At 72.2% G+C, this 21,918-nt stretch carries 22 protein-coding genes; 10 read left to right on the forward strand and 12 right to left on the reverse strand.

Going from position 1 to position 21,918, the window contains the following annotated elements:
• Nucleotides 1-191 precede the first annotated feature (191 nt).
• Nucleotides 192-1,583, forward strand: a complete 1,392-nt coding sequence (locus ACIOD1_RS21320; protein ID WP_401903919.1) for a metallopeptidase TldD-related protein — start codon at nucleotides 192-194, stop codon at nucleotides 1,581-1,583.
• A 49-nt stretch (nucleotides 1,584-1,632) separates the two neighbouring features.
• Complete coding sequence (gene tyrS, locus ACIOD1_RS21325) at nucleotides 1,633-2,901, forward strand: tyrosine--tRNA ligase (RefSeq protein ID WP_365623898.1); 1,269 nt, start codon at nucleotides 1,633-1,635, stop codon at nucleotides 2,899-2,901.
• Nucleotides 2,902-3,007: 106 nt separating this feature from the next.
• Here tyrS and ACIOD1_RS21330 read toward each other — a convergent pair whose 3' ends face one another.
• On the reverse strand, nucleotides 3,008-3,286 hold the full coding sequence (locus ACIOD1_RS21330; protein WP_365623900.1) for a GlsB/YeaQ/YmgE family stress response membrane protein: 279 nt from the start codon (nucleotides 3,284-3,286) through the stop codon (nucleotides 3,008-3,010).
• A gap of 186 nt (nucleotides 3,287-3,472) precedes the next feature.
• Here ACIOD1_RS21330 and ACIOD1_RS21335 point away from each other — a divergent pair, with 186 nt between their 5' ends.
• Entirely contained in the window at nucleotides 3,473-3,805 is a 333-nt protein-coding gene (locus tag ACIOD1_RS21335; protein WP_365623902.1) for a DUF3099 domain-containing protein, read from the forward strand.
• A 138-nt stretch (nucleotides 3,806-3,943) separates the two neighbouring features.
• Nucleotides 3,944-4,237, forward strand: a complete 294-nt coding sequence (locus ACIOD1_RS21340; protein ID WP_365624143.1) for a hypothetical protein — start codon at nucleotides 3,944-3,946, stop codon at nucleotides 4,235-4,237.
• 72 nt (nucleotides 4,238-4,309) lie between these two features.
• On the opposite strand, the gene moaA is transcribed toward ACIOD1_RS21340, so the two are convergent.
• The 3 genes from moaA to ACIOD1_RS21355 form a co-directional block, all read right to left on the reverse strand.
• Nucleotides 4,310-5,299 carry a GTP 3',8-cyclase MoaA gene (gene moaA, locus ACIOD1_RS21345; RefSeq protein WP_365623904.1) on the reverse strand — a complete coding sequence of 330 codons (990 nt, stop codon included), beginning with the start codon at nucleotides 5,297-5,299 and terminating at the stop codon, nucleotides 4,310-4,312.
• 176 nt (nucleotides 5,300-5,475) lie between these two features.
• Nucleotides 5,476-7,041, reverse strand: coding sequence for a cation acetate symporter (locus tag ACIOD1_RS21350; protein ID WP_365624117.1), 1,566 nt, complete (start codon nucleotides 7,039-7,041; stop codon nucleotides 5,476-5,478).
• 71 nt (nucleotides 7,042-7,112) lie between these two features.
• A complete protein-coding gene (locus tag ACIOD1_RS21355) occupies nucleotides 7,113-7,487 on the reverse strand; it encodes a DUF485 domain-containing protein (RefSeq protein ID WP_365623906.1) in 375 nt (124 codons plus the stop codon).
• A gap of 257 nt (nucleotides 7,488-7,744) precedes the next feature.
• On the opposite strand from ACIOD1_RS21355, the gene ACIOD1_RS21360 reads away from it, so the two are divergent.
• The gene (locus tag ACIOD1_RS21360) at nucleotides 7,745-9,289 is read left to right on the forward strand and encodes a S8 family serine peptidase (RefSeq protein ID WP_365623908.1); all 1,545 of its coding nucleotides are present in this window, start codon (nucleotides 7,745-7,747) and stop codon (nucleotides 9,287-9,289) included.
• A 117-nt stretch (nucleotides 9,290-9,406) separates the two neighbouring features.
• Here ACIOD1_RS21360 and ACIOD1_RS21365 read toward each other — a convergent pair whose 3' ends face one another.
• The 7 genes from ACIOD1_RS21365 to ACIOD1_RS21395 all read right to left on the reverse strand — a co-directional run bounded on the left by ACIOD1_RS21365 (nucleotide 9,407) and on the right by ACIOD1_RS21395 (nucleotide 16,577).
• A complete protein-coding gene (locus tag ACIOD1_RS21365; RefSeq protein WP_365623910.1) occupies nucleotides 9,407-10,450 on the reverse strand; it encodes a zinc-dependent alcohol dehydrogenase family protein in 1,044 nt (347 codons plus the stop codon).
• 29 nt (nucleotides 10,451-10,479) lie between these two features.
• Nucleotides 10,480-11,193, reverse strand: a complete 714-nt coding sequence (locus tag ACIOD1_RS21370; protein WP_365623912.1) for a lysoplasmalogenase — start codon at nucleotides 11,191-11,193, stop codon at nucleotides 10,480-10,482.
• Nucleotides 11,190-12,146, reverse strand: a complete 957-nt coding sequence (locus ACIOD1_RS21375) for a sterol desaturase family protein (RefSeq protein WP_365623914.1) — start codon at nucleotides 12,144-12,146, stop codon at nucleotides 11,190-11,192. The genes ACIOD1_RS21370 and ACIOD1_RS21375 overlap by 4 nt, the downstream gene beginning before the upstream one ends.
• Before the next feature lie 226 nt (nucleotides 12,147-12,372).
• The gene (locus tag ACIOD1_RS21380; protein WP_401903925.1) at nucleotides 12,373-13,599 is read right to left on the reverse strand and encodes an amidohydrolase family protein; all 1,227 of its coding nucleotides are present in this window, start codon (nucleotides 13,597-13,599) and stop codon (nucleotides 12,373-12,375) included.
• Nucleotides 13,596-14,882, reverse strand: a complete 1,287-nt coding sequence (locus tag ACIOD1_RS21385; protein WP_365623918.1) for an amidohydrolase family protein — start codon at nucleotides 14,880-14,882, stop codon at nucleotides 13,596-13,598. Before ACIOD1_RS21385 ends, ACIOD1_RS21380 begins: the two co-directional genes overlap by 4 nt.
• 11 nt (nucleotides 14,883-14,893) lie before the next feature.
• A complete protein-coding gene (locus ACIOD1_RS21390; protein WP_401903929.1) occupies nucleotides 14,894-15,778 on the reverse strand; it encodes an SDR family NAD(P)-dependent oxidoreductase in 885 nt (294 codons plus the stop codon).
• A 1-nt stretch (nucleotide 15,779) separates the two neighbouring features.
• Nucleotides 15,780-16,577 (reverse strand): acetoacetate decarboxylase family protein, encoded by a 798-nt coding sequence (locus ACIOD1_RS21395; RefSeq protein WP_365623922.1) that lies wholly within the window; start codon nucleotides 16,575-16,577, stop codon nucleotides 15,780-15,782.
• 123 nt (nucleotides 16,578-16,700) lie between these two features.
• Between ACIOD1_RS21395 and ACIOD1_RS21400 the strand changes: the two genes are divergently transcribed.
• The 5 genes from ACIOD1_RS21400 (at nucleotide 16,701) to ACIOD1_RS21420 (ending at nucleotide 20,390) form a co-directional block, all read left to right on the forward strand.
• Nucleotides 16,701-17,324: a TetR family transcriptional regulator gene (locus ACIOD1_RS21400; protein ID WP_365623924.1), complete on the forward strand. Its 624-nt coding sequence runs from the start codon at nucleotides 16,701-16,703 to the stop codon at nucleotides 17,322-17,324.
• Between the two features lie 103 nt (nucleotides 17,325-17,427).
• Nucleotides 17,428-18,402, forward strand: a complete 975-nt coding sequence (locus tag ACIOD1_RS21405) for a DEDDh family exonuclease (protein ID WP_401903934.1) — start codon at nucleotides 17,428-17,430, stop codon at nucleotides 18,400-18,402.
• Nucleotides 18,403-18,513: 111 nt separating this feature from the next.
• The gene (locus ACIOD1_RS21410; RefSeq protein ID WP_112453882.1) at nucleotides 18,514-18,747 is read left to right on the forward strand and encodes a hypothetical protein; all 234 of its coding nucleotides are present in this window, start codon (nucleotides 18,514-18,516) and stop codon (nucleotides 18,745-18,747) included.
• Nucleotides 18,748-18,838: 91 nt separating this feature from the next.
• Entirely contained in the window at nucleotides 18,839-19,624 is a 786-nt protein-coding gene (locus ACIOD1_RS21415) for an SURF1 family protein (protein WP_365623928.1), read from the forward strand.
• Between the two features lie 10 nt (nucleotides 19,625-19,634).
• Nucleotides 19,635-20,390: an SDR family oxidoreductase gene (locus ACIOD1_RS21420; RefSeq protein WP_401903936.1), complete on the forward strand. Its 756-nt coding sequence runs from the start codon at nucleotides 19,635-19,637 to the stop codon at nucleotides 20,388-20,390.
• Nucleotides 20,391-20,408: 18 nt separating this feature from the next.
• On the opposite strand, the gene ACIOD1_RS21425 is transcribed toward ACIOD1_RS21420, so the two are convergent.
• Nucleotides 20,409-21,830 carry an MFS transporter gene (locus ACIOD1_RS21425; RefSeq protein WP_365623932.1) on the reverse strand — a complete coding sequence of 474 codons (1,422 nt, stop codon included), beginning with the start codon at nucleotides 21,828-21,830 and terminating at the stop codon, nucleotides 20,409-20,411.
• Nucleotides 21,831-21,918 lie beyond the last annotated feature (88 nt).

Raw genomic sequence — 21,918 nt, forward strand, 5'->3', positions numbered from 1 at the left:
GACGATGACCGGACACGGTCGCCCCGCGATCCGCCGGGGGTCCGGGGGTCGCCCCCCGGGACGGCACAGTCTCAACACGACGCAGGAGGCCGGACGATGACCGGACACGGTCGCCCCGCGATCCGCCGGGGGTCCGGGGGTCGCCCCCCGGGACGGCACAGTCTCAACACGACGCAGGAGGCCGGACGCTGATGTCGACCCGAACCAAGCCGCACGAGATCGTCGAGCGGGCCCTGGAGCTGTCCACGGCGGACGGCTGCGTGGTCATCGCCGACGAGGAGTCCAGCGCCAACCTGCGGTGGGCGGGCAACGCGCTCACGACGAACGGCGTCACCCGGGGCCGGACCCTGACGGTCATCGCCACCGTCGACGGCAAGGAGGGCACGGCCTCGGGGGTCGTCTCGCGCTCCGCCGTGACCTCGGCCGACCTGGAACCCCTGGTCCGGGCCGCCGAGGCGGCCGCCCGGGGGGCCGGTCCCGCCGAGGACGCCCAGCCGCTGGTGACGGGGACCCCGGCCTCGCCCGACTTCACCGACGCTCCCGCCGAGACCTCCTCCGCCGTGTTCGACGCCTTCGCGCCGGCCCTCGGCGAGGCCTTCGCCCGGGCCCGGGCGGGGGGCCGCGAGCTGTACGGCTTCGCCAACCACGAGCTGGTCTCCACCTACGTCGGCACCTCCACCGGGCTGCGCCTGCGCCACGACCAGCCGAACGGCACCCTGGAGGTCAACGCCAAGTCCCCGGACCGGTCCCGCTCGGCCTGGGCCGGCCGCTCCACCCGGGACTTCAAGGACGTCGACCCGACCGTGCTGGACGCGGAGCTGGCCGTACGCCTGGGCTGGGCCGAGCGGAAGGTCGAGCTGCCCGCCGGGCGGTACGAGACCCTGTTGCCGCCGACGGCAGTGGCGGACCTGCTGATCTACCAGATGTGGTCGGCCGCGGCACGGGACGCGGTGGAGGGCCGGACGGTCTTCTCCAAGCCCGGTGGCGGCACCCGGGTCGGGGAGCGGCTCTCCGAGCTGCCCCTGACCCTGCGCAGCGACCCGAACGCGCCGGGCCTGGAGTCCGCGCCGTTCGTGATCGCGCACAGCTCCGGCGACGACGCCTCGGTGTTCGACAACGGCCTGCCGGTCGGACCGACCGACTGGATCAGCGGTGGCGAGCTGGCCCGGCTGACCACGACCCGGCACAGCGCGGCCCTGACCGGCCTGCCGCTCTCGCCGTCCTTCGGGAACCTGATCCTGGACGGGGGCGGGGAGAAGTCCCTGGAGGAGATGGTGGCCTCCACCGAGCGGGGTCTGCTGCTGACCTGCCTCTGGTACATCCGCGAGGTGGACCCGGCCACGCTGCTGCTGACCGGCCTGACCCGGGACGGGGTCTACCTCGTGGAGAACGGGCGGGTCACGGGCGAGGTCAACAACTTCCGCTTCAACGAGTCCCCGGTGGACCTGCTCTCGCGGGCCACCGAGGCCGGGCGCACGGAGAAGACACTCCCCCGCGAATGGGGCGACTGGTTCACCCGCGCCGCGATGCCCGCTCTGCGCATCCCGGATTTCAACATGAGTTCGGTCAGCAAGGGCGTCTGACCACCTAGAATGACCACGGAATTTCCGAAGATCCGAGGAGTCGAAAACCGTGACGGACATCGTCGACGAACTGAAGTGGCGCGGGCTGTTCGCCCTGTCCACCGATGAAGAATCGCTGCGCAAGGCGTTCGCGGACGGTCCCGTCACGTTCTATTGCGGTTTCGACCCCACCGCGGCCTCCCTGCACGTCGGGCACCTGGTCCAGGTGCTCACCGTGCGCCGGCTCCAGCAGGCCGGGCACCGGCCGCTGGCGCTGGTCGGCGGGGCCACGGGCCAGATCGGCGACCCGCGTCCGACCGCCGAGCGCACGCTGAACGATCCCGCCGTCATCTCGGAATGGGTGAACCGGCTGCGTTCGCAGATCGAGCCGTACCTGTCCTTCGAGGGCGAGAACGCGGCGCTGATGGTGAACAACCTGGACTGGACGGCGGGAATGTCCGCCATCGAGTTCCTGCGGGACATCGGCAAGCACTTCCGTGTCAACAAGATGCTGACGAAGGACTCGGTCGCCAAGCGGCTGGAGTCCGACCAGGGCATCAGTTACACCGAGTTCAGCTACCAGCTCCTCCAGGGAATGGACTTCCTGGAGCTGTACCGGCGCTACGGCTGCACCCTGCAGCAGGGCGGCTCCGACCAGTGGGGCAACCTGACGGCCGGTCTCGACCTGATCCACAAGGTGGAGCCGGGCGCGCACGTCCACGCGATGGCGACCCCGCTGATGGTCAAGGCCGACGGCACCAAGTTCGGCAAGTCCGAGAGCGGGGCCGTCTGGCTGGACCCGGAGATGACCACCCCGTACGCGTTCTACCAGTTCTGGCTGAACGTGGACGACCGGGACATCTCCACCTACATGCGGATCCTGTCCTTCCAGTCCCGTGAGGAACTGGAAGTGCTGGAGGCGCAGACCGCCGAGCGGCCGCAGGCGCGCGCCGCCCAGCGGGCGCTGGCCGAGGAGCTGACCACGCTGGTGCACGGCGCCGACCAGTGCGCGGCCGTGATCGCCGCCTCGAAGGCGCTGTTCGGTCAGGGCGACCTGGCCGGGCTCGACGAGGCCACGCTGGCCGCGGCCCTGTCGGAGCTGCCGCACGCGAAGGTCGCCGAGCTGGGTCAGGTCGTGGACCTGCTCGCGGAGACCGGGCTGGTCGCCAGCAAGTCGGCCGCGCGCCGGACCGTGAAGGAGGGCGGTGCCTACGTGAACAACGTGAAGGTCACCGCCGAGGACGCGGTGCCCGCCGCGGAGGACCTGCTGCACGGCCGTTGGCTCGTGCTGCGGCGCGGCAAGAAGAACCTGGCCGCCGTCGAGGTGACCGGCGCCTGACCGGCGCCCGCCTGATCGGGGCCTGATCGGGGCCTGATCGGGGCCGGCCGAACGGCCGAGGGGCCGGTGCGGACCCATGTCCGTACCGGCCCCTTCGTCATGAGCCCTAGGTGGTGCGGCTCTTGCCGCCCCGGACCGCCATGTAGGCCATGTCCCCGAGCCCGACGATCACAACGGCTCCGACGAGTTGGAGCAGGTGCCGGATCCAGTCGATGCCCTTGGTGTCCTCGACGCCGATCCACCGGGAGACGGCGTTGCCGATGAGGGCGCCGACGATGCCGAAGATGGTGGTAAGCCAGAGGGGTTGGTGCTGCTTGCCCGGCAGGATGGCGCGGGCGATGAGGCCCAGCACGAATCCGACGATGATCGCCCACAACCACTGCATGTCGAGCCTCCTCGTGATGCGTGACGCGTGATGCGCATGTGGGCCCAGTCTCAACCCGTCCGACGTACTTCGCATTTCGGACACCAGCATTCGGGGGACACCCCCTCTCCACGCCTACGCGACGGCGGCGTACCGTGGGTGCGTCCGGGCCCGGGTGTGTCCGGCGGGCGGATCGGGTGGTGGAGCATGCGACGGGCGAAGCGGAACGAGACCGAGGTATTCCGGATCACGGGTGCCCGGATGGGCCTGGAGGACGACGTACGGGGGCGCCAGCGTCGGTACGTGATCTCGATGGTCGTCAGGACCCTGTCGGTCATCGCCACGGTGGTCCTGTGGAACGTGGAGCGCCACGTGGCCATGGTGACGCTCGCCGCCGGCCTGCTGCTGCCGTACATCGCGGTGGTCATCGCGAACGCCGGCCGGGAGTCGACCCCCTCCCTTCCGTCGCACTTCGTACCGGCGCCTGTGCGCCCCGCACTGGACGCCGCGAACCTCAAGAAAAGCTCAGATCAATCATGAAGTTCCGGTGCACCGCACCGGGTCCTGCGTGACATACTGCCTACGCGCTCCGCATCCCCCGTCGGAGCGACGGACCGACGCCGGGCAGCTCCCCCCGTGGCTGCCCGGCGTCGCCCTTCCGTTTGTAGGGTTGAGGCTGTGAACTCCCCTGATGCGAACGCGAACACCCCCCGCGAGACCGACGGCGCCGGCACCCCCGCCGGCCCGGCCGTCCCCGCTCCCACCTGCTCCGCCAAGGGGTGCCGTGACGCGGCGGTGTGGGTGCTGGCGTGGAACAACCCGACGCTGCACACCCCGGAACGGCTGAAGACCTGGCTGGCCTGCGAGGAGCACCGCGAGCACCTGTCGCAGTTCCTGGGCGTACGGGGTTTCCTCAAGGACGTGGTGAAGATCGACGAGTGGGTCCAGCCGGAGGGCTCGGAACGCACCTGACGGCTCGGAACGCACCTGAGCCCCGGCCGGGGCCGGGGCTCGAAACGGTGGAGGGGGCCGGGCCCGGTGGGCTCAGCCTCCGATCGCCGACATGGGGCGGTCGGGCTGGAGGAAGGACGGGTCGTCCAGGCCGGAGCCGGCCTTCTTCCCCCACATCGCCACCTTCCACAGGCGGGCGATCTCCTCGTCCGCGGCGCCCGAGCGCAGCGCGGCCCGCAGGTCGGACTCCTCGGTGGCGAACAGGCAGGTGCGCACCTGGCCGTCGGCCGTGAGGCGGGTGCGGTCGCAGGCCCCGCAGAAGGGGCGGGTGACGGAGGCGATGACTCCGACGGTGGCCGGGCCGCCGTCGACCACCCAGCGTTCGGCCGGGGCGGAGCCGCGCTCGTCGGCGCCCTCCTCGGTGAGGGTGAAGCGGGTGCGCAGGGACTGGAGGATGTCCCCGGCGGTGATCATGCCGTCGCGCTTCCAGCCGTGCTGGGCGTCGAGCGGCATCTGCTCGATGAAGCGGAGCTCGTACTCGTTCTCCACGGCCCAGGCGAGCAGGTCGGGGGCCTCGTCGTCGTTCAGCCCCGGCATCAGGACGGCATTGACCTTGACGGGGGTCAGACCGGCCTCGCGGGCGGCCGCCATGCCGTCGATGACGTCCTTGTGGCGGTCGCGGCGGGTGAGGGTCTTGAACACCTCGGGGCGCAGCGTGTCGAGGGAGACGTTGACCCGGTCCAGGCCGGCGGTCTTGAGCGCCTGCGCGGTGCGCTTGAGGCCGATGCCGTTGGTGGTCAGGGACATCCGGGGGCGGGGCTCCAGGGCGGCGCACTGTTCGACGATCCCGACGATGCCGGGACGCAGGAGGGGCTCTCCGCCGGTGAAGCGGACCTCGGTGATGCCGAGGTGGGTGACGGCGATGCGAACCAGCCGGACGATCTCGTCGTCGCTGAGCAGGTCCGACTTGCCGAGCCACTGGAGACCCTCTTCGGGCATGCAGTAGGTACAGCGCAGATTGCACCGGTCGGTGAGCGAGACGCGCAGGTCAGTGGCCACGCGCCCGTACGTGTCGAGAAGCACTGTGGGCCCCCTCCCCTGTCCGGATGTATAGAGGTCGGCGCCGTCGCGGGTGGCGGAAGCGCTCCTTTCGAGCCTACGCGACGGTCTCGCCGTGTAGGGGTGCCCGAATGAACGAGACGCGGTGTGGCCGTGTCGTAGGGAAGTACGACACGGCCACGCTGCGTGTTCGGTGGATCTCAGTGCGCCCCTGTTCCGGTGAGGGAGCGGACCTCCAGCTCGGCGAACTTCTGCGGGTCGGCCTTCTCCTTGGACAGGACGGTTCCCAGCCATCCGAGGAGGAAGCCGAGCGGGATGGAGATGATCCCGGGGTTCTCCAGGGGGAACCAGTAGAAGTCGGCGTCCTTGAACATCGAGGTCGGCTTGCCGGAGACCACCGGGGAGAAGAGGACCAGGCCGACGGCCGAGATCAGACCTCCGTAGATGGACCACAGCGCGCCCCGGGTGGTGAAGCGCTTCCAGAAGAGGCTGTAGAGGATCGTCGGGAGGTTGGCGGAGGCGGCGACCGCGAAGGCGAGGGCCACCAGTCCGGCCACGTTGAGGTCGCGGGCCAGGGCGCCGAGGCCGATGGCGACGGCTCCGATGACCACGGTGGACCAGCGGGCGGCGCGGACCTCCTCCTTCTCGGTGGCCTTGCCCTTGCGGATGACGTTCACGTAGATGTCGTGCGCGAAGGACGAGGAGGAGGCGAGGGTGAGGCCGGCGACCACGGCGAGGATGGTGGCGAAGGCGACGGCGGAGATCACCGCGAGCAGGACGGCGCCGCCGGTGGAGCCCGCGCCGCCGCCGACCTCTTGGGCCAGCAGTGGGGCGGCGGTGTTCCCGGCCTTGTTGGAGGCGAGGATGTCGGCCCGGTTGAGGAGGGCCGCGGCGCCGAAGCCGAGGGCGATGGTCATCAGGTAGAAGACGCCGATGATGCCGATGGCCCAGTTCACGGACTTGCGGGCGGCCTTGGCCGTGGGGACGGTGTAGAAGCGGATCAGGATGTGGGGCAGGCCCGCGGTGCCGAGGACCAGGGCGAGGCCGAGCGAGATGAAGTCGAGCTTGGTGATGCCGTCCTTGCCGTACTTCATGCCGGGTTCGAGGAACTTGGAGCCCTGGCCGCTGTTCTCGGCGGCCTGGCCGAGCAGCGCGGAGACGTTGAAGTCGAACTTCAGCAGCACCAGGAAGGTGATCAGCAGGGCGCCCGCGATGAGCAGCACCGCCTTGATCATCTGGACCCAGGTGGTGCCCTTCATGCCGCCGATGGTCACGTAGAGGATCATCAGTACGCCGACCAGGGCGACGACCGCCACCTTGCCGCCGTCGCTGGTGATGCCCAGGAGCAGGGAGACGAGTACGCCCGCGCCGGCCATCTGGGCGAGCAGGTAGAAGATCGACACCACGATGGTGGAGGTGCCCGCGGCAGTGCGGACGGGCCGCTGGCGCATCCGGTACGCGAGGACGTCGCCCATCGTGTAGCGGCCGGAGTTGCGCAGCGGCTCGGCGACGAGGAGCAGCGCCACCAGCCAGGCGACGAGGAAGCCGATGGAGTAGAGGAAGCCGTCGTAGCCGAAGAGGGCGATGGCTCCGGCGATGCCGAGGAAGGACGCGGCGGACATGTAGTCGCCGGAGATCGCGAGGCCGTTCTGGAAGCCGGTGAACTGACGGCCGCCGGCGTAGAAGTCGGCGGCGCCCTTGGTCTGGCGGCCGGCCCAGACGGTGATGACCAGGGTGGCGACGACGAAGAGGCCGAACAGGGTCATGATCAGGGGGCGGTGTTCGGTGGCCCCGGCGGCGACCGTCAGGGGCGCGCCCGCCAGTTGCGCGGTGGCGCTCACGCTCCGGCCTCCATCTGCTGCTTGATGGCCGCGGCCTTGGGGTCGAGCTTCGCGGCGGCGTGGCGGGAGTACAGCCAGGCGATCAGGAAGGTCGTCGCGAACTGACCGAGCCCGAGGACGAGGGCGACGTTGATGTTGCCGAAGAGTTTGGTCCCCATGAAGCCGCCCGCGTAGCTGGACAGCAGTACGTACAGCAGGTACCAGGCGATGAAGGCCGCGGTGAGCGGGAAGGCGAAGGACCGGAAGGAGCCGCGCAGTTCGGCGAACTCGGGGCTGCGCTGGACTCGATCGAACTCTTCGGCCGAGGGAAGGGTCCGGTCGGGGGCCGGTCCCGCGCCGCCCTTCGGCGGCGCTGCTTCGTCGGTGGTCACGGGGGGCTCTCCTTGTGACGCGGGTGCGGGGGGAACGACGGACAAAACAACCTCCGTGTGAGGGGCCGTAACGCTGATGGCTCCCTGACAACGGCACGGCCGGCGCGTCGGGACGGTTCAACGCCCGATGTTTCTCGGTGAATTGATTTCTCGAACTGATGGCGGAGGAGGGAACGGCGACGCTAGGTTCACGTGTCATGCACCCGTCCGACGCGATCGCGTCAGGACGGCTTTTTCACGGATGATGTGGAGAACCCATGGCGCATCTGGGACACGCCCGCCGCCGAGCCCTCGCCGTACCGGTCGGCCTGGCTCTCACCGCCTCGCTCGCCTTCCTGCCGGCGGTGGCGGCCTCGGCCGCACCGCTGGGCAACACGGCGGACACGGCGGCGGCCGCGCAGCCCACCGCCACCGGCCCGAAGCTCTCGTACGTGGCGAACCTGACCGCGTACGGAACGGCGAAGCAGGCCAAGAAGGCCGTCGAACGCGCGGGCGGAACGGTGGTGACGGCGTACGAGCAGATCGGCGTCGTCGTCGCCCACTCCCAGAACCCGGACTTCGCCCGGCAGTTGCGCGCGCAGCGCAGCCTCTTCGTGTCGGTGGGCGCCACCCGGACCGCTCCCCTCTCGGCGGTGCAGACCACCGAGGAGGGCTCGACGCAGCGGTTGAGCGCGGCGGACGCCGCCAAGGCGGCGGCGCGGGCCACGCCGGAGCAGGAGCCGCTGGAGCCCAACCAGTGGGACCTGAGGGCGATCAACGCCGACCAGGCCCACCAGATCAACGACGGCAGCCGGGACGTCACCGTGGGCGTCATCGACACGGGCGTGGACGACACCCACCCCGATCTGGCCGCCAACTTCTCCAAGGGCCAGTCCGCCAACTGCGTGGGCGGCGTGGCCGACACCACCGACGGCGCTTGGCGCCCGTACCCGGACGGCAGCGACCACGGCACGCACGTGGCGGGCACCATCGCCGCCGCGCGCAACGGGATCGGCGTCAGCGGAGTGGCACCCGGCGTGCAGGTCGCCGCGATCAAGGTGAGCGAGCCGGCGACCAGCCTCTTCTACACCGAGGCCGTCGTCTGCGGGTTCATGTTCGCCGCCGAGAAGGGGATCGAGGTGACCAACAGCAGCTACTACGTCGACCCTTGGAACTACACCTGCAAGAACGACGACGACCAGAAGGCGCTGGTGGAGGCCCTCGCCCGGGCGACGAAGTACGCCGAGCGCAAGGGCGTGCTCAGCGTGGCCTCCGCCGGCAACTCCGACCACGACCTGGCGGGCGACTCGATCGTCGACGCGACCAGCCCGAACGACTCCACCCCGGTGCCGCGCACCATCGACCCGAAGGTCTGCCTGGACCTGCCCACCCAACTGCCGGGCGTGGTCACCGTCTCCGCCACCGGCGACCAGGGGCTGCGCTCCTACTACTCCAGCTACGGCCTCGGAGTCGTGGACGTCGCCGCTCCCGGCGGCGACAAGTGGCAGGTCCCGGCCACCTCGGACGCCAACGGCCGGGTCCTGTCCACCCTCCCGGGCGGCGGTTACGGCTACAAGCAGGGCACCTCGATGGCCGCCCCGCACGTCGCCGGCGTCGCGGCGCTGCTCAAGAGCGCGCACCCGTGGGCCTCGCCCTCGCAGCTCCAGGCGATGCTGAAGCTCCAGGCGACGAAGAAGAGCTGCCCGGAGAAGATCTACGACGGCGCCGGCAACCTGATCGACGCCGCCACCTGCCAGGCCAAGTGGGGCCAGACGGGCTACTACGGCGCGGGCGTGGTCGACGCCCTGAAGGCCGTCAAGTAGCGGCCCGTCCCCCGCGACACCGACGGCACGCGCAGGGCGCGGCACGCTGAGGGAACGGCACGCGGAAGGGGCCGGGCGGGGATCACCCCGCCCGGCCCCTTCACGTACGCGACCCGGTCAGGGCTTGATCAGGACCTTGAGGGCGCTGCGGTCGTCCATCGCGCGGTAGCCGTCCGGGACCCCGTCCAGGGTGACGGCGCGGTCGAAGACGGGCGACGGGTCGATGGCCCCGCTGAGGACGTCCTCCAGCAGTTCCGGGATGTAGGCGCGGACCGGCGCGACTCCGCCGCGCAGGGTGATGTTGCGGTCGAACATCACCCCGAGGTCCAGGCCGGTGCCGCTGCCGTGCGGGACGCCGACGTAGCCGATGGCTCCGCCGTCACGGGTGATGTTCACGGCCGTGCGCATGGACTGCTCGGTGCCGACGGCCTCGATGACGCAGTGGGCGCCCTGGCCGCCGGTGAGTTCGCGGACGGCCGCCTCGGCGGCCTCGCCGCGCTCGGCGACCACGTCGGTGGCCCCGAAGAGCTTGGCGATGTCGGTGCGTGCGGTGTGCCGGCCGAGCGCGATGATCCGCTCGGCGCCCAGCCGCTTGGCGGCGAGCACCCCGCACAGGCCGACCGCGCCGTCGCCGACGACGGCGACGGTGGAGCCCGCGCGGACGCCGGCGCCCAGGGCGGCGTGGTGCCCGGTGCCCATGACGTCTGAGAGGGCGAGCAGCCCGGTCAGCAGGTGGTCGTCGGAGGCGGCTTCCGCGGGCAGCTTCACGAGGGTGCCGTCGGCGTGCGGGACGCGCACGGCCTCGCCCTGGCCGCCGTCGTGGCCGACCGAACCCCAGAACCCGCCGTGCACGCAGGAGGTGAAGAGCCCGTCGGCGCAGTAGTGGCAGGTGCCGTCGGACCACATGAAGGGGGCCACGACCAGGTCGCCGGCGCGCAGGCCGGAGACGGCGGAGCCGGTCTCCTCGACGATGCCGAGGAACTCGTGGCCGATCCGCTGTCCGGGCTGACGCGCGGCCTCGCCGCGGTAGGCCCACAGGTCGCTGCCGCAGATGCAGGAGCGCAGGACGCGGACGACGGCGTCCTCGGGGCGCTGGATCGCAGCGTCGGGCACCTCCTCCACGCGGATGTCGTGCGGGGCGTGGATGACGGTGGCGCGCATGGTGGTGCACTCTTCCGGCTCGGGGACGGTCACGTCTTGTGTGACCGCAACCACCGTACGCCCGTTCCGCCGGCGCGAGGCCCCAGGACCCCGGTGGCCAGCAGGTACTGGGCCGCGAGGTAGGTGGCCATGATCCAGAAGTCGGGGCGGGGCGGCTGCGGCCACGCGGCGACCCCGGTCGCGATGAGGGTGTCGGAGAGCAGGAACAGCGCCCCGCCGATCCCGGCGGTCCGGCCGAGCGCGCCGGAGCGGTAGGCCATCGCGGTCAGCAGCAGGCTGTACCCGGCGACGGGGATCCGCAGCTCCGCCGGGAGGTCGCCCCAGAGCAGCGCGACGGTCCCGACGAGCGCGAGGGCGTACGCGCCGCCGAGCGCGGGGCCGGTCCGGCCCCGGCCGAAGAGGACGAGGTAGCAGACGTGCCCGGCGGCGAAGGAGCCCATGCCGAGGAGGAAGGCGAGGTCGGCGTCGAAGAGCAGGGCGAGGTCCCCGCCCCAGCCGAACAGCAGGGCGGCGACGAGCGCGCGGGGCGCGCCGCGGGTGAGGACGTACCCCACCAGCAGCGGCATCAGGAGCGGCTTGGCGATCACGTGCCCGAGGTGCCATCCGGCGAGCAGCGCGCCGAGGTCCAGGGCGGCGGCCACGCCGAAGGCGGCGAGCAGCAGCCGCCCGGCGAGCCCGGCCGGGGCGCGGTCGGCCCCGGTGTCGGCGGCCCAGGAGGGCGTACGGGCTCCGGTGGCGCTCACGCGGCGCTCTCGCGCTCCGGCGCGGGGGCCGGGGCCGCGGCGGTGGCGGGGCTCGCCGCCGGGGCGGCGGCGGTCGGGGCGGGGGTCGTGGCCCGGGTGGGGCCCGGCTGCTCGCCGGGGCGGGGGGTCGGCTGCCAGCCGGGGCCGCCGAAGACCCGTCCGGCGCGCTCGCGCCAGCTGCCGGCGGCCCGTACGTCGCGGGCGATGGCGGCGTACTCGTGGGTGGCGACGCGCAGCGGGTTGTGGGTGGCGATGTTCTTGGTGAGCCCGTAGACGGGCCGTTCCGTCTCCCCCACCCAGGAGCCGAACATCCGGTCCCAGACGATCAGGATCCCGCCGAAGTTGCGGTCCAGGTAGCCGCCCTGGGAGGCGTGGTGGACGCGGTGGTGGGAGGGGGTGTTGAAGACGTACTCGTAGGGGCGGGGCATCTTCCCGATGCGCTCGGTGTGGACCCAGAACTGATAGAGCAGGTTGATCCCGTAGCAGAACGGAATGGCCGCCGGGTGGACGCCGAGGGCCACCATCGGCAGGTAGAACCACCAGGTGGTGGCGCTGGTCCAGGGCTGGCGCAGGGCGGTGGTGAGGTTGAACCGCCGGCTGCTGTGGTGGACCACGTGGCAGGCCCACAGGATGCGGATGACGTGGTGGAGGCGGTGCTGCCAGTAGTAGAGGAAGTCCTGGACGAGCAACATCAGCAGGGCGGTCCACCACAGGAACGGCACGCGCAGCGGGGTGAGTTCGTAGACCGCGGTGAACACCGCGACGACCGGGAGCTTCCACAGCAGGTCGAAGCCGATGCTGCCCAGGCCCATGGCGACGCTCGTGGCGGCGTCCCTGGTGTCGTACCCGGCGGCGTCCTCGTCGGGACGCAGCCGGTAGCTGACCACCTCGACGACGGTGAGCAGCACGAAGGCAGGTATGGACCACAGCACGACATCGGGCAGGTTCGGCATGTCCCGCACCATAGAGGCGGCCTCAGGGCCTGCGCTAGAGGTTGTTACCGATCGGTATCCGACGAAGTTACCGGCGGTACCCGAGGCGCGGTCCGCCAGGGCGGGGAGGTGGCGCGGCGGGGAGGCGGCCTGGCGGGGAGGCGGCGTGGCGGCGGCGCTCCTCCGCCTGACCCGACGGGGCGGCCCGGGTCCCCCACGGACCGGGGCCGCCCCGTCGGGAGTCGGGTCACCAGACGCGGACCGAGGCGCCCCGGGCGAAGGCCGGACTGGTGGCGCCCGCCGGGACCTCCGTCAGGGGCTCGGCGACCTCCGAGACCAGGGGGCCGTGCTTGGCCGCCAGGGCGTCCAGGAGCGAGAGGTCGAAGCCGTAGACGCGGGCGGCGTTGCCGCCGACCATCGCCGCGACCTCCTCGCGGGGCAGGCCCGCGTAGGCGATGCGCAGGCCCTCGCGGGAGAAGGGGGTGGTGCCCTCGTCGTGGGGGTAGTCGCTGCCCCACATGATCTTGTCGAGGCCGATCCGCCCCCGCAGCGGGACCTCGTGGGGGCGCATGAAGCTGGCTCCCACGAAGCAGTTGTCCCGCCAGACCTCGCTCGGGCCCTTGCCCATGGAGTCGGCCAGGCCCGCGCCGAACTTGGCCTCGGCGGTGGACGAGGCCGCGACCAGGCGGCCGTGGTAGTAGTCCAGCATGTCGAGCACGCCGGGGATCCAGCCGGACCCCTGCTCCGTGAGGACCAGCTTCAGGCCCGGGTGCCGACGGAAGGCGCCGCCGAAGACGAGGTGCCACAGGGCCCGGTGCGAGAACCAGGTGGTCTCCACCATGAAGACCGCCCGCGCCGCCGGTTCGTCCCCGAGCGGGGGCGAGGCCGAGCCGCCGTGGTGGTTGACCGGGACCTCCAGCTCGTCGCAGACGGCCCAGATCGGGTCGTACGCCGAGGAGTACAGCTCGGGGACCGGCGAGCCCGGCGGGACGCCCGGCAGGAGGATGCCGCCCGTCAGGCCCGCCTCCTTGGCGCGGCGGATCTCGGCGACCGCCGCGTCCACGTCGTTGAGGAGGATCTGCGCCACCCCGGCCCGACGCCCCGGGGCGTCGGCGCAGAAGTCGGCCAGCCAGCGGTTGTGCGCCTGGAGACCGGCCCAGCGCAGCTCGTACTCGGCGGCGGTGGGCGGCTGGGCCATCAGGGAGGCCTTGGGGAAGAACGGCGGGATGGTGTTGGGGAAGAGCACCTCCGCCACGATCCCGTCGGCCTCCAGCTCGGCCAGCCGCCGCTGGGAGTTCCAGTTGCGGTCGGCGGTGTCGGCGAGGAGGTCCTCGTACGGGTTCACGTAGCCGGCCGCCCAGGCGTCGAAGGCCTCGTGGTGGCGCGCGGCCAGGTACGGCCGGTAGTCCAGCAGGTCGGCGCCCGCGTGGCAGTCGGCCGAGATGACGGTGTACCGGTCTTCGGCGGCGCTCACCCGTCCACCCCCAGGACGGGGAAGTCCCCGCCGGTCAGCCAGTGCCGGCCCGTCTCTCGGGAGCGGGACCAGGAGGCCTCCACCGCCGCCTGGTCGGGGCTCTGGCCCAGCTCGGCCGGGGTGGGGCCGATGCGCGCGGCCAGCGGGGCGAGCCGGGCGGTGTCGAAGCCGAAGACCTCGGCGGCGGCGAGGCCCAGCATGCGGCGGGTCTCGGCGACGGGGATGTCGTGGAAGGTGTTCTTCAGCCAGGTCCGGGTGTTGGGCCAGGTGCCCTCGGGGTGCGGGAAGTCCGAGCCCCACAGGATGTTGTCCACGCCGATCTCGTAGCGCTGGGCCAGCTCCCGGCGCTTGGTGTTCGTGGCGCAGACGAACACCTGGCGGTCCAGGTACTCGCTGGGCGGGCGCTTCAGCTCGGCGAAAGGCGAGAGCTTCTTGCCTCCGTGCGCGCCGAGGTAGAGCCGGTCCATGAACCAGAGTTGGTTGGGCAGCCACCAGCAACCCGACTCGGCCACGCCGAACCTGAGGCCCGGGTGCCGCTCGAAGACCCCGGACCAGAGCAGGAACCACAGGGGGCGGGCCGGCCACCAGGTGACCTCGGAGACGTAGATGCCCAGGTGGTTGCCGTACTCGTGGCGGGGCGCGGCCCCCGAGTGGGTGACGATCGGCATCGAGGTCTCGGCCGCCGCCGCCCACACGGGGTCGTAGCGGCGGTCGTGGTAGGGGGCTTGATCCACCCACATGGAGGGGATCATCAGGGCGCCGAGCCCGGACTCCTTGGCGCGGTGGATCTCCGCGACCACCTTGGCGGGCTCGCCGGTGATGGGCAACAGCGCGACCCCGCAGTGCCGTTCGGGGTTCTGCGAGACGAACTCGGCGAGCCAGCGGTTGTGGGCCTGGGCGCCCGCCATGCCGAGGGCGGGGTCCTGGTCGCCGGAGAGGCCGAGGCCCACGCCGAAGGGGGCGGCGGTCTGGCTGTCCACGGCGTCGGCGTCGGGGAAGACCACCTCGGCGGCCACGCCGTCGCCGTCGAGTTCCTTGAGCCGTTGGCCCACGTCCCAGCCGCCCTTGAGGCCCTCCTCGTGGTCGTGGAACCACTTCTGGGCGAAGGCCTCGTTGCGCACCCCGAGCCGGGTGGCCTCCTCGCGGCGGGCGTCGCGCTGCCCGAGGAACTCGTCGAACCGGGGGTGGAAGGCGCTGTCGAGGTAGGGGCGGTACTGCTCGGTGGGCAGGCCCGCGTGACAGTCGGAGGAGATGATCAGGTACGGGTCTTCGTACGCGTTCACTGCGGGGCCCCTCAGTCGAGGATGAAGCTTTCCAGGTAGCCGGGGTTGGCGCGCTCCAGCATCGACCGCGACCGGGCGCGGATCTGCCGGTCGCTGTGTTCGCTGTCGGGGAGCATCCAGAAGCGGTCGGCGCGGATGCCGTCGAGCACGTGCTCGGCGACCTCCTCGACCGGGGTGAAGTCCACCTCGTGCCCGGCCCGCCGCATGGCGGCCTCGTACTGGTCGAGGCTGCGGTACGGGGTCTTGCGCGGGCGCTCCTTGGCGTAGCGGGCGGGCCGGTTGCGGTGCGACTCCCACAGGCCGGTGCGCAGCATGTGCGGGCCGGGGAAGAGCACGGAGGCGCCGACGGGCGCACCCTCCGCCTTGAGGTGGGCGTAGAGGGACTCGGTCATGGTGACCACGGCCGCCTTGGTGACGGCGTAGACGGAGGCGGTGGGCAGGGGGGCGATGCCGCCGTCGCCGGAGGAGGTGTTGACCACGTGGCCGGGGCCGCCGGCGGCGATCATGCGGGGGACGAAGGCCTGGATGCCGTGGAAGACGCCCCAGACGTTGACGGAGAAGGCCCACTTCCAGTCGTTGGGCTCGTGCTCCCACATCCGGCCCTCGGCTCCGGAGCCGACGCCCGCGTTGTTGCACAGGACGTGGACGGCGCCGAAGGTGTCGTAGGCGGCGTCGGCGAGCGAGAGGACGGAGTCGCGGTCGCTGACGTCGACGAGGCGGGCGAGGACCTCGGCCCCGTCGGCCGCGAGTTCGTCGGCGGCCTTGCGCAGGGCGCCCTCCTCCACGTCGGCGAGGACGACCTTGAGCCCCTCGGCGGCGAAGCGGCGGGCCATGGCGAGGCCGATGCCGCTCGCGGCTCCGGTGACGACGGCCACCTGGCCGGGTTCGACGCGCATCTCAGACGCTGCCTTCCGGGGGGCCGTCCAGGATCTGCAGCGGGTCGTCGTAGCGCTGGTGGATGAAGGGCAGCAGGGCCCCGGCGCTGACGCGCTCGACGACCCTGCCCTTCTGGTCGGTGGTCTTCTCCCCGATGGTGATCTCGACGAGGCGGCGTACGGGGAGGTCGGCGACCGGGTCGAACATCGACTCGCGCAGCACCACGTCCCCGGTGACGTGCTCCAGCTTGCGGACCTTCTCGTTGCGCGTGACGTGGACCAGCAGCGGCTCCACGTCGAAGCCGGAACCGTCCACGGCCGGGAGGAACTTGAAGTAGAAGTCCGTCTTGCGGGTGGGCTCGGGCAGCGGGAGCGCGCGGTCCACCGCCCCGCGCACCTCCACGAAGGCGATGCCGTGCCGGGCGAGGGAGGCCCGTACGACGAGGCCCTCGCGCTCGACGGTGACCTCGCCGAGCTTCTTCGGCTCGCCGAACACCTCGCGGCCGCCGGTGAGGGCCCGCTCGTGGGTCATCGGCATGACCAGGGGGTACCAGCCCTCGACCCCGCCGTGCCGGGCGGCGACGGCCACGGAGCCCGCGCCGAGCGGGTAGCCGGGCAGGTCCACCTTGCTGATGTTGGCCCGTACGAGGGGCCGCTCGGCGGGCTTGAGCGGGGGCGGCAGGACGGCCGCCACCACGTCCGGGTCGCTCTCCCAGATGGCCACCACTCCGGTGGACCAGATGTCGGGGAGTTTGGAACTCTTCTCCCGGGACGCCTCGATCTCGGCCTCGGTCCGCGCTCCGTACCGTACGCGTGCCATCAATCGCACCACCCTCGTCTAGGACGCAGTCGGTTCTGTAACACAGTTACACCGACACCGATGAAGGGTAAAGACCCCTGCACGTACGGGAACTGACGGAGCAACAGATGGGCGGCACGGTTCATGGCGAGGAGCTCGCTGACCCGCGAGGAGGTGCTGGAGGCCGCCTCGGACCTGGTCAGGCGGCACGGGCCGCGGGCCCTGACCATGCGGGGGCTCGCCGCCGAACTGGGCACGGCGGTGACCTCCATCTACTGGCACGTCGGCAACCGCGAGTCCCTCCTCGACGCCCTCGTGGAGCGGACCGTCCAGGAGATGGGCGCCGTCCGCCCGACCGGCCGCACGCCCGCCGACCGGATCGTGTCGGTGGCCCGGACCCTGCGCCGCGAGCTGCGCGGACGCCCGCACCTGATCGCGATGGTCCACGAACGAGGTCTCACCGAGCGGATGTTCCTGCCCGCCCAGCAGGCCCTGGTCCACGAGGTGCACGCCGCCGGGCTGCGCGGGGCGCGGGCCGCCGACGCGGTGCGCGCCGTGCAGTTCCAGATCGTCGGCTTCCTGCTCGTGGAGCGCAATCGTGAGCGCTCCCCCGCGCAGTCCCCGGCCGAGGGCGAACTCTGGGACCCCGCGACGGCCCCCGACGACCCGGCCCTCGCCCGCGCCCTGTCGCGTCCGGCCGACCCGGAACGGCTGTTCGTGCTGGCGGTGAGGGCGCTGACCGAAGCGCTGCTGGCGGGCCCCGGGTGAACCCGTACACGCCCTCCCGCGCCGGCCGTCGCCCCGCTCGCCGGGCCGGCCCGAGGGGCCATCGGGGCACGGCTGTCGGTCGGGGCCGATATCCTCTGTGACCATGCCCTACGACCTGACGACCACCGAGACGACGTGGCCGACCGCCTACCCCCAGGGGTACGCGGTCGTCGACGTGGAGACGACCGGGCTCGCTCGCGACGACCGGATAGTGTCCGCGGCCGTCTACCGGCTCGACGCGCAGGGCAACGTCGAGGACCACTGGTACTCCCTCGTCAACCCGCGCCGGGACCCCGGGCCGGTCTGGATCCACGGTCTGACGACGGAGATGCTCACCGACGCCCCGCTCTTCGAGGACATCGCCGAGGAGTTCGCCGGCCGCCTCGACGGTCGGGTCCTCGTCGCGCACAACGCCATCTTCGACTGGCAGATGATCGCCCGGGAGTACGCGCGGGCCTCCTCGGCCGCCCCGGTCCGTCAGCGCCTGTGCACCATCGCCCTGTCGAAGGAACTGAACCTGCCGCTGCCCAACCACAAGCTGGAGTCCCTCGCGGCGCACTTCGGCGTGGTCCAGCAGCGCGCCCACCATGCGCTCGACGACGCCCGGGTGCTGGCGGAGGCCTTCCGGCCCTCGCTGCACGCCGCCGCGCGGGACAACGTCCGGCTGCCGCTGCTGGAGTGCCGTCCGCTGACCGAGTGGTCGGACTCCCCCGCCGCCCCCCGGATCGGCCGGCAGGCCTCGTACGGGAGCGCGGGCAGTTGGCGGGCGTCGCGCAAGCGGCCCCCGTGCCCGCACCCGAACCCGGGGCGCTTCGAGGACGGCCGGCCGCTGCGCCAGGGCATGCGGATCGCCTTCTCCGGAGACACCTCGGTGGACCGGGAGCTGCTGGAGGACCGGGCCATCGAGGCCGGCCTGCACGTGGCGACGAGCGTGTCGCGGCTCACGAGCCTGCTCGTGACGAACGACCCGGACTCCTCGACCTCCAAGACGGTGAAGGCCAAGTCGTACGGCACCCCGGTGGTGGACGAGGCGGCCTTCACCCAGCTGCTGCGGGACGTGGCCGCGGCCGGCGAGTAGGCGCGCGCTCCGCCGAGCGGGCGGGCGCGCGTTGCGCCGGCCGGGTGCACGCGCGGCGACTCACCCCCGTGGATCTTGTTCCGTCCCTCCGCCCTGCGCAGCATGCGGCGCATGGCACGTTGTGAGGTCTGCGGAAACGATTACGGCATGTCCTTCGAGGTGCACGCGCAGGGCGCGGTGCACGTCTTCGACTGCTTCTCCTGCGCCATCCACCGCATGGCGCCCATCTGCGAGCACTGCCGGGTCCAGATCATCGGGCAGGGAGTCGAGGTCGAGGGGCAGTGGTTCTGTGGCGGGCACTGCGCCCGCGCCGAGGGGAAGGTGGGCATCACCGACCGCGTCTGACCCCCGTCCCCTCCTCCGCCCCCGTGATCACCCGACCCCGGAAGGCCACCCGGCCGCCGGGGTCCTCCTCGCTGGGGGTACCGTCGTGGGCGTGTACCGCTTCGTCCTGACCCGGCAGTGGGTGTGCCTCACCCTGATCGCCCTCGCCCTCATCCCCGCGATGATCAAGCTGGGCTTCTGGCAGTACCACCGCCACGAGCACCGGGTCGCGCAGAACGAGCTGATCGCGCGGAACCTGTACGGGAAGCCGGTCCCGGTCTCCGACCTGACCTCGCCCGGCCACACGGTCCCCCGCGACGACTACTGGCGCGCCGTCACCGCCACCGGCACCTACGACACCGCGCACGAGGTCGTCGTCCGCATGCGCACCTCCAACGACGACAAGGTCGGCTTCCAGGTGGTGACTCCGCTCGTCCTCGACGACGGCCGGGTGGCCCTGGTCAACCGGGGCTGGATCCCGGGCGGCGACGACCCGCGCGCCTTCCCTCCGGTGCCGGCCCCGCCCTCGGGCGAGGTCACGGTGACCGGACGCCTCAAGGCCGACGAGACCACCGGTGGCAGCGGGATCAAGGACAAGAAGGGCCTGCCCGACCGTCAGGTCATGCTGATCAACAGCGCACAGCAGGCCGCGAGCCTCGGCAGGTCCGTCCTCGGCGGCTACCTGGAGCTCACCGCGCCCGCGCCGACCGGCGACGGGCCCGAGTTGGTGGCCGAGCCGGACCACGACTCGATCGGCCCGCACATGGCGTACGCCGTGCAGTGGTGGCTGTTCACCGCGGCGGTCCCGGTGGGCTGGATGGTCCTGGTCCGCCGCGAGCGGCGCGACCGCGAGGAGGAGGCGGCGAAGGCCGCGCCACCGGTGCCCGCTTCGGCGTAGCGTGACCCGCATGGATCTTGGACTGAAAGACCGTGTCTACGTCGTCACCGGCGCCACCCGCGGCCTCGGCTTCGCCTCCGCGCGCGAGCTGACCGCCGACGGGGCGAAGGTCGTACTGACCGGCCGCGACGAGAAGCGGGCGCAGGAAGCGGCCGCCGCGCTCGGGCCGAACGCGGTGGGCGTCGCGGCCGACAACGCCGACCCGGCGGCCGCCGCCCGGCTGATCGTCACCGCGCGGGAGCGCTTCGGCCGCTTCGACGGCATCCTCGTCAGCGTCGGCGGACCGGCCCCCGGCAGCGCCGCCGACAACACCGACGAACAGTGGACCGCCGCCTTCGAGTCGGTGTTCCTGGGAGCCGTGCGCCTCGCCCGGGCGGCCGCCGCCGAGCTGGGTGAGGGCGGGGTCGTCGGCTTCGTGCTGTCGGGCTCCGTGCACGAGCCGATCCCCGGACTGACCATCTCCAACGGGCTGCGCCCGGGGCTGGCGGGCTTCGCCAAGTCCCTGTCGGTGGAGCTGGGCCCGCGCGGGATCCGCGTCGTCGGCCTGCTGCCGGCCCGCATCGACACCGACCGGGTGCGCGAGTTGGACGCGCTGTCCGGCGACGCGGACGCCGCCCGCGCGGGCAACGAGGCACGGATCCCGCTGCGCCGGTACGGGACCGCGGAGGAGTTCGGGCGTACGGCGGCGTTCCTGCTGTCCCCGGCCGCCTCGTACCTCACCGGGGTGATGGTCCCGGTGGACGGCGGCTCCCGCCACGGCTTCTGACCGCGGCCCGCGCCGGGCTCACGCCCTCTTCCGGGCCGACCCCAGGCCCGCTCCCACCAGCAGGGCGGCGGCCAGCACGATGGCCGCGTCGACGGCCAGCACCGTCCGCACCCCCGCGAACAGCGAGTCACCCGTGGTGGCGAGGACGCCGAGCAGCGGGATGCCGACGGTGAGGCCGACCTGCTGGGTGGTGGTGACCAGCCCGGTCGCCAGCCCCTGCTCCTCGTCGGGCACCCCGCTCGTCACGGTCACCCCGTACGAGATGATCGCGCCGAGGTGGAACGCGCTGGCCACGGAGACGGCGACGGTCGCGACCAGCGCCCCGGACTCCGCACCCACGGCGAGCAGCGCGGCGGTGAACAGGCCCTGGCCGACCAGCGAGGCGACCAGGGTGCGACGGGCGCCGAAGCGGCCGATGACCCTCGGGGCGTAGGTGCCGGCGAGGGCGGAGGCGACGCCTTGGACCCCGAAGACCAGGCCGGTGCGGAAGGGGGACAGTTCCAGGGTCTCCTGGAGGTAGAGGGTCAGCGCGAAGACGACCGTCGACATCATCGAGAAGGTCACGAGGCCGGCGATGTTGCCCCAGGCCACGGTGCGTCGGCGCAGCATCGGCAGGGACACGAGCGGGGCGTCGGACCTCAGCTCCACCGCGACGAACGCGGCGAGCAGCAAGAGTCCGGCGGCCAGGGTGGCCTGGACGTCGGCGCCGCCGAAGCCGTGCTGGGCGGCGGTGGACAGGGCGTAGATCAGGGCGAGGAGTCCCCCGGTGACGGTGACGGCGCCGGGGACGTCCAGGCGGGGTCGCTGCGGGGTGCGGGACTCGGGCAGCAGTCGGGGGGCGAGGGCCAGCACGGTGACGGCGGCGACCGCCAGCAGGCCCATGGTGGAGCGCCAGCCGAGGGTGTCGGTCATCACCCCGCCGAGCACCATGCCGACGGTGAAGCCGAGGGACAGCAGGGTCCCGGAGATGCCGAGCGCCTTGGCGCGCAGCGGGCCCTCCGGGAAGGTCGTGGTCAGCAGGGACATGCCGGTCGGCACGATCACCGCCGCGCCGAGGCCCTGGACGGCCCGTCCCACGAGGAAGGAGGCCGGGTCCCAGGCGAAGGTGGCCAGCAGGGAGGCCGCCCCGAAGACGGCGAGGCCGGTCAGGAAGAGCCGCTTGCGGCCGAAGAGGTCGGCGATCCGGCCGAAGAGGAGCAGGAAGCCGCCGGAGGGCAGGGCGAAGGCGGTGACCGCCCACTGGAGGGCGGAGGTGCCGAGGCCGAGGTCCTTGCCGAGGACCGGCAGGGCCACGTTCAGCACGGAGAAGTCGAGGGCCACCATGAACTGGGCGGCGCACAGGACCAGCAGGACCAGGCGCGTGCGGCCGGTGAGCCGGTCGGTCTGGGGAACGGCGCGCCGGGGGGCCGCCGTTGTCTGGGGAGGGGTGTCGATCGCCATGACCACACCCTCGCGGTCCGGGAATGCCGGTGGAGAGTGGGAACTTATCCTGTTGGTGGCAGCACCAGCCGTCCGACAGGGGGAGTCC

Origin of the sequence: Streptomyces sp. NPDC088097 (assembly GCF_044741845.1) — a bacterium.
Classification (GTDB): domain Bacteria; phylum Actinomycetota; class Actinomycetes; order Streptomycetales; family Streptomycetaceae; genus Streptomyces.

Coding starts and splice junctions, on each gene's coding strand:
- ACIOD1_RS21350 (WP_365624117.1), bottom strand. CDS start 7,041: ATGACCCTGTTCGGCCTCTTCGTCGTCGCCACCCTGGTCATCACCGTC.
- ACIOD1_RS21390 (WP_401903929.1), bottom strand. CDS start 15,778: ATGCGCGTCGAACCCGGCCAGGTGGCCGTCGTCACCGGAGCCGCGAGC.
- ACIOD1_RS21410 (WP_112453882.1), top strand. CDS start 18,514: ATGGCACGTTGTGAGGTCTGCGGAAACGATTACGGCATGTCCTTCGAG.
- ACIOD1_RS21360 (WP_365623908.1), top strand. CDS start 7,745: ATGGCGCATCTGGGACACGCCCGCCGCCGAGCCCTCGCCGTACCGGTC.
- ACIOD1_RS21365 (WP_365623910.1), bottom strand. CDS start 10,450: ATGCGCGCCACCGTCATCCACGCCCCGCACGACATCCGCGTGGAGGAG.
- ACIOD1_RS21395 (WP_365623922.1), bottom strand. CDS start 16,577: ATGGCACGCGTACGGTACGGAGCGCGGACCGAGGCCGAGATCGAGGCG.
- ACIOD1_RS21425 (WP_365623932.1), bottom strand. CDS start 21,830: ATGGCGATCGACACCCCTCCCCAGACAACGGCGGCCCCCCGGCGCGCC.
- ACIOD1_RS21405 (WP_401903934.1), top strand. CDS start 17,428: ATGCCCTACGACCTGACGACCACCGAGACGACGTGGCCGACCGCCTAC.
- ACIOD1_RS21420 (WP_401903936.1), top strand. CDS start 19,635: ATGGATCTTGGACTGAAAGACCGTGTCTACGTCGTCACCGGCGCCACC.
- ACIOD1_RS21375 (WP_365623914.1), bottom strand. CDS start 12,146: ATGCCGAACCTGCCCGATGTCGTGCTGTGGTCCATACCTGCCTTCGTG.
- ACIOD1_RS21330 (WP_365623900.1), bottom strand. CDS start 3,286: ATGCAGTGGTTGTGGGCGATCATCGTCGGATTCGTGCTGGGCCTCATC.
- ACIOD1_RS21335 (WP_365623902.1), top strand. CDS start 3,473: ATGCGACGGGCGAAGCGGAACGAGACCGAGGTATTCCGGATCACGGGT.
- ACIOD1_RS21320 (WP_401903919.1), top strand. CDS start 192: ATGTCGACCCGAACCAAGCCGCACGAGATCGTCGAGCGGGCCCTGGAG.
- ACIOD1_RS21400 (WP_365623924.1), top strand. CDS start 16,701: ATGGCGAGGAGCTCGCTGACCCGCGAGGAGGTGCTGGAGGCCGCCTCG.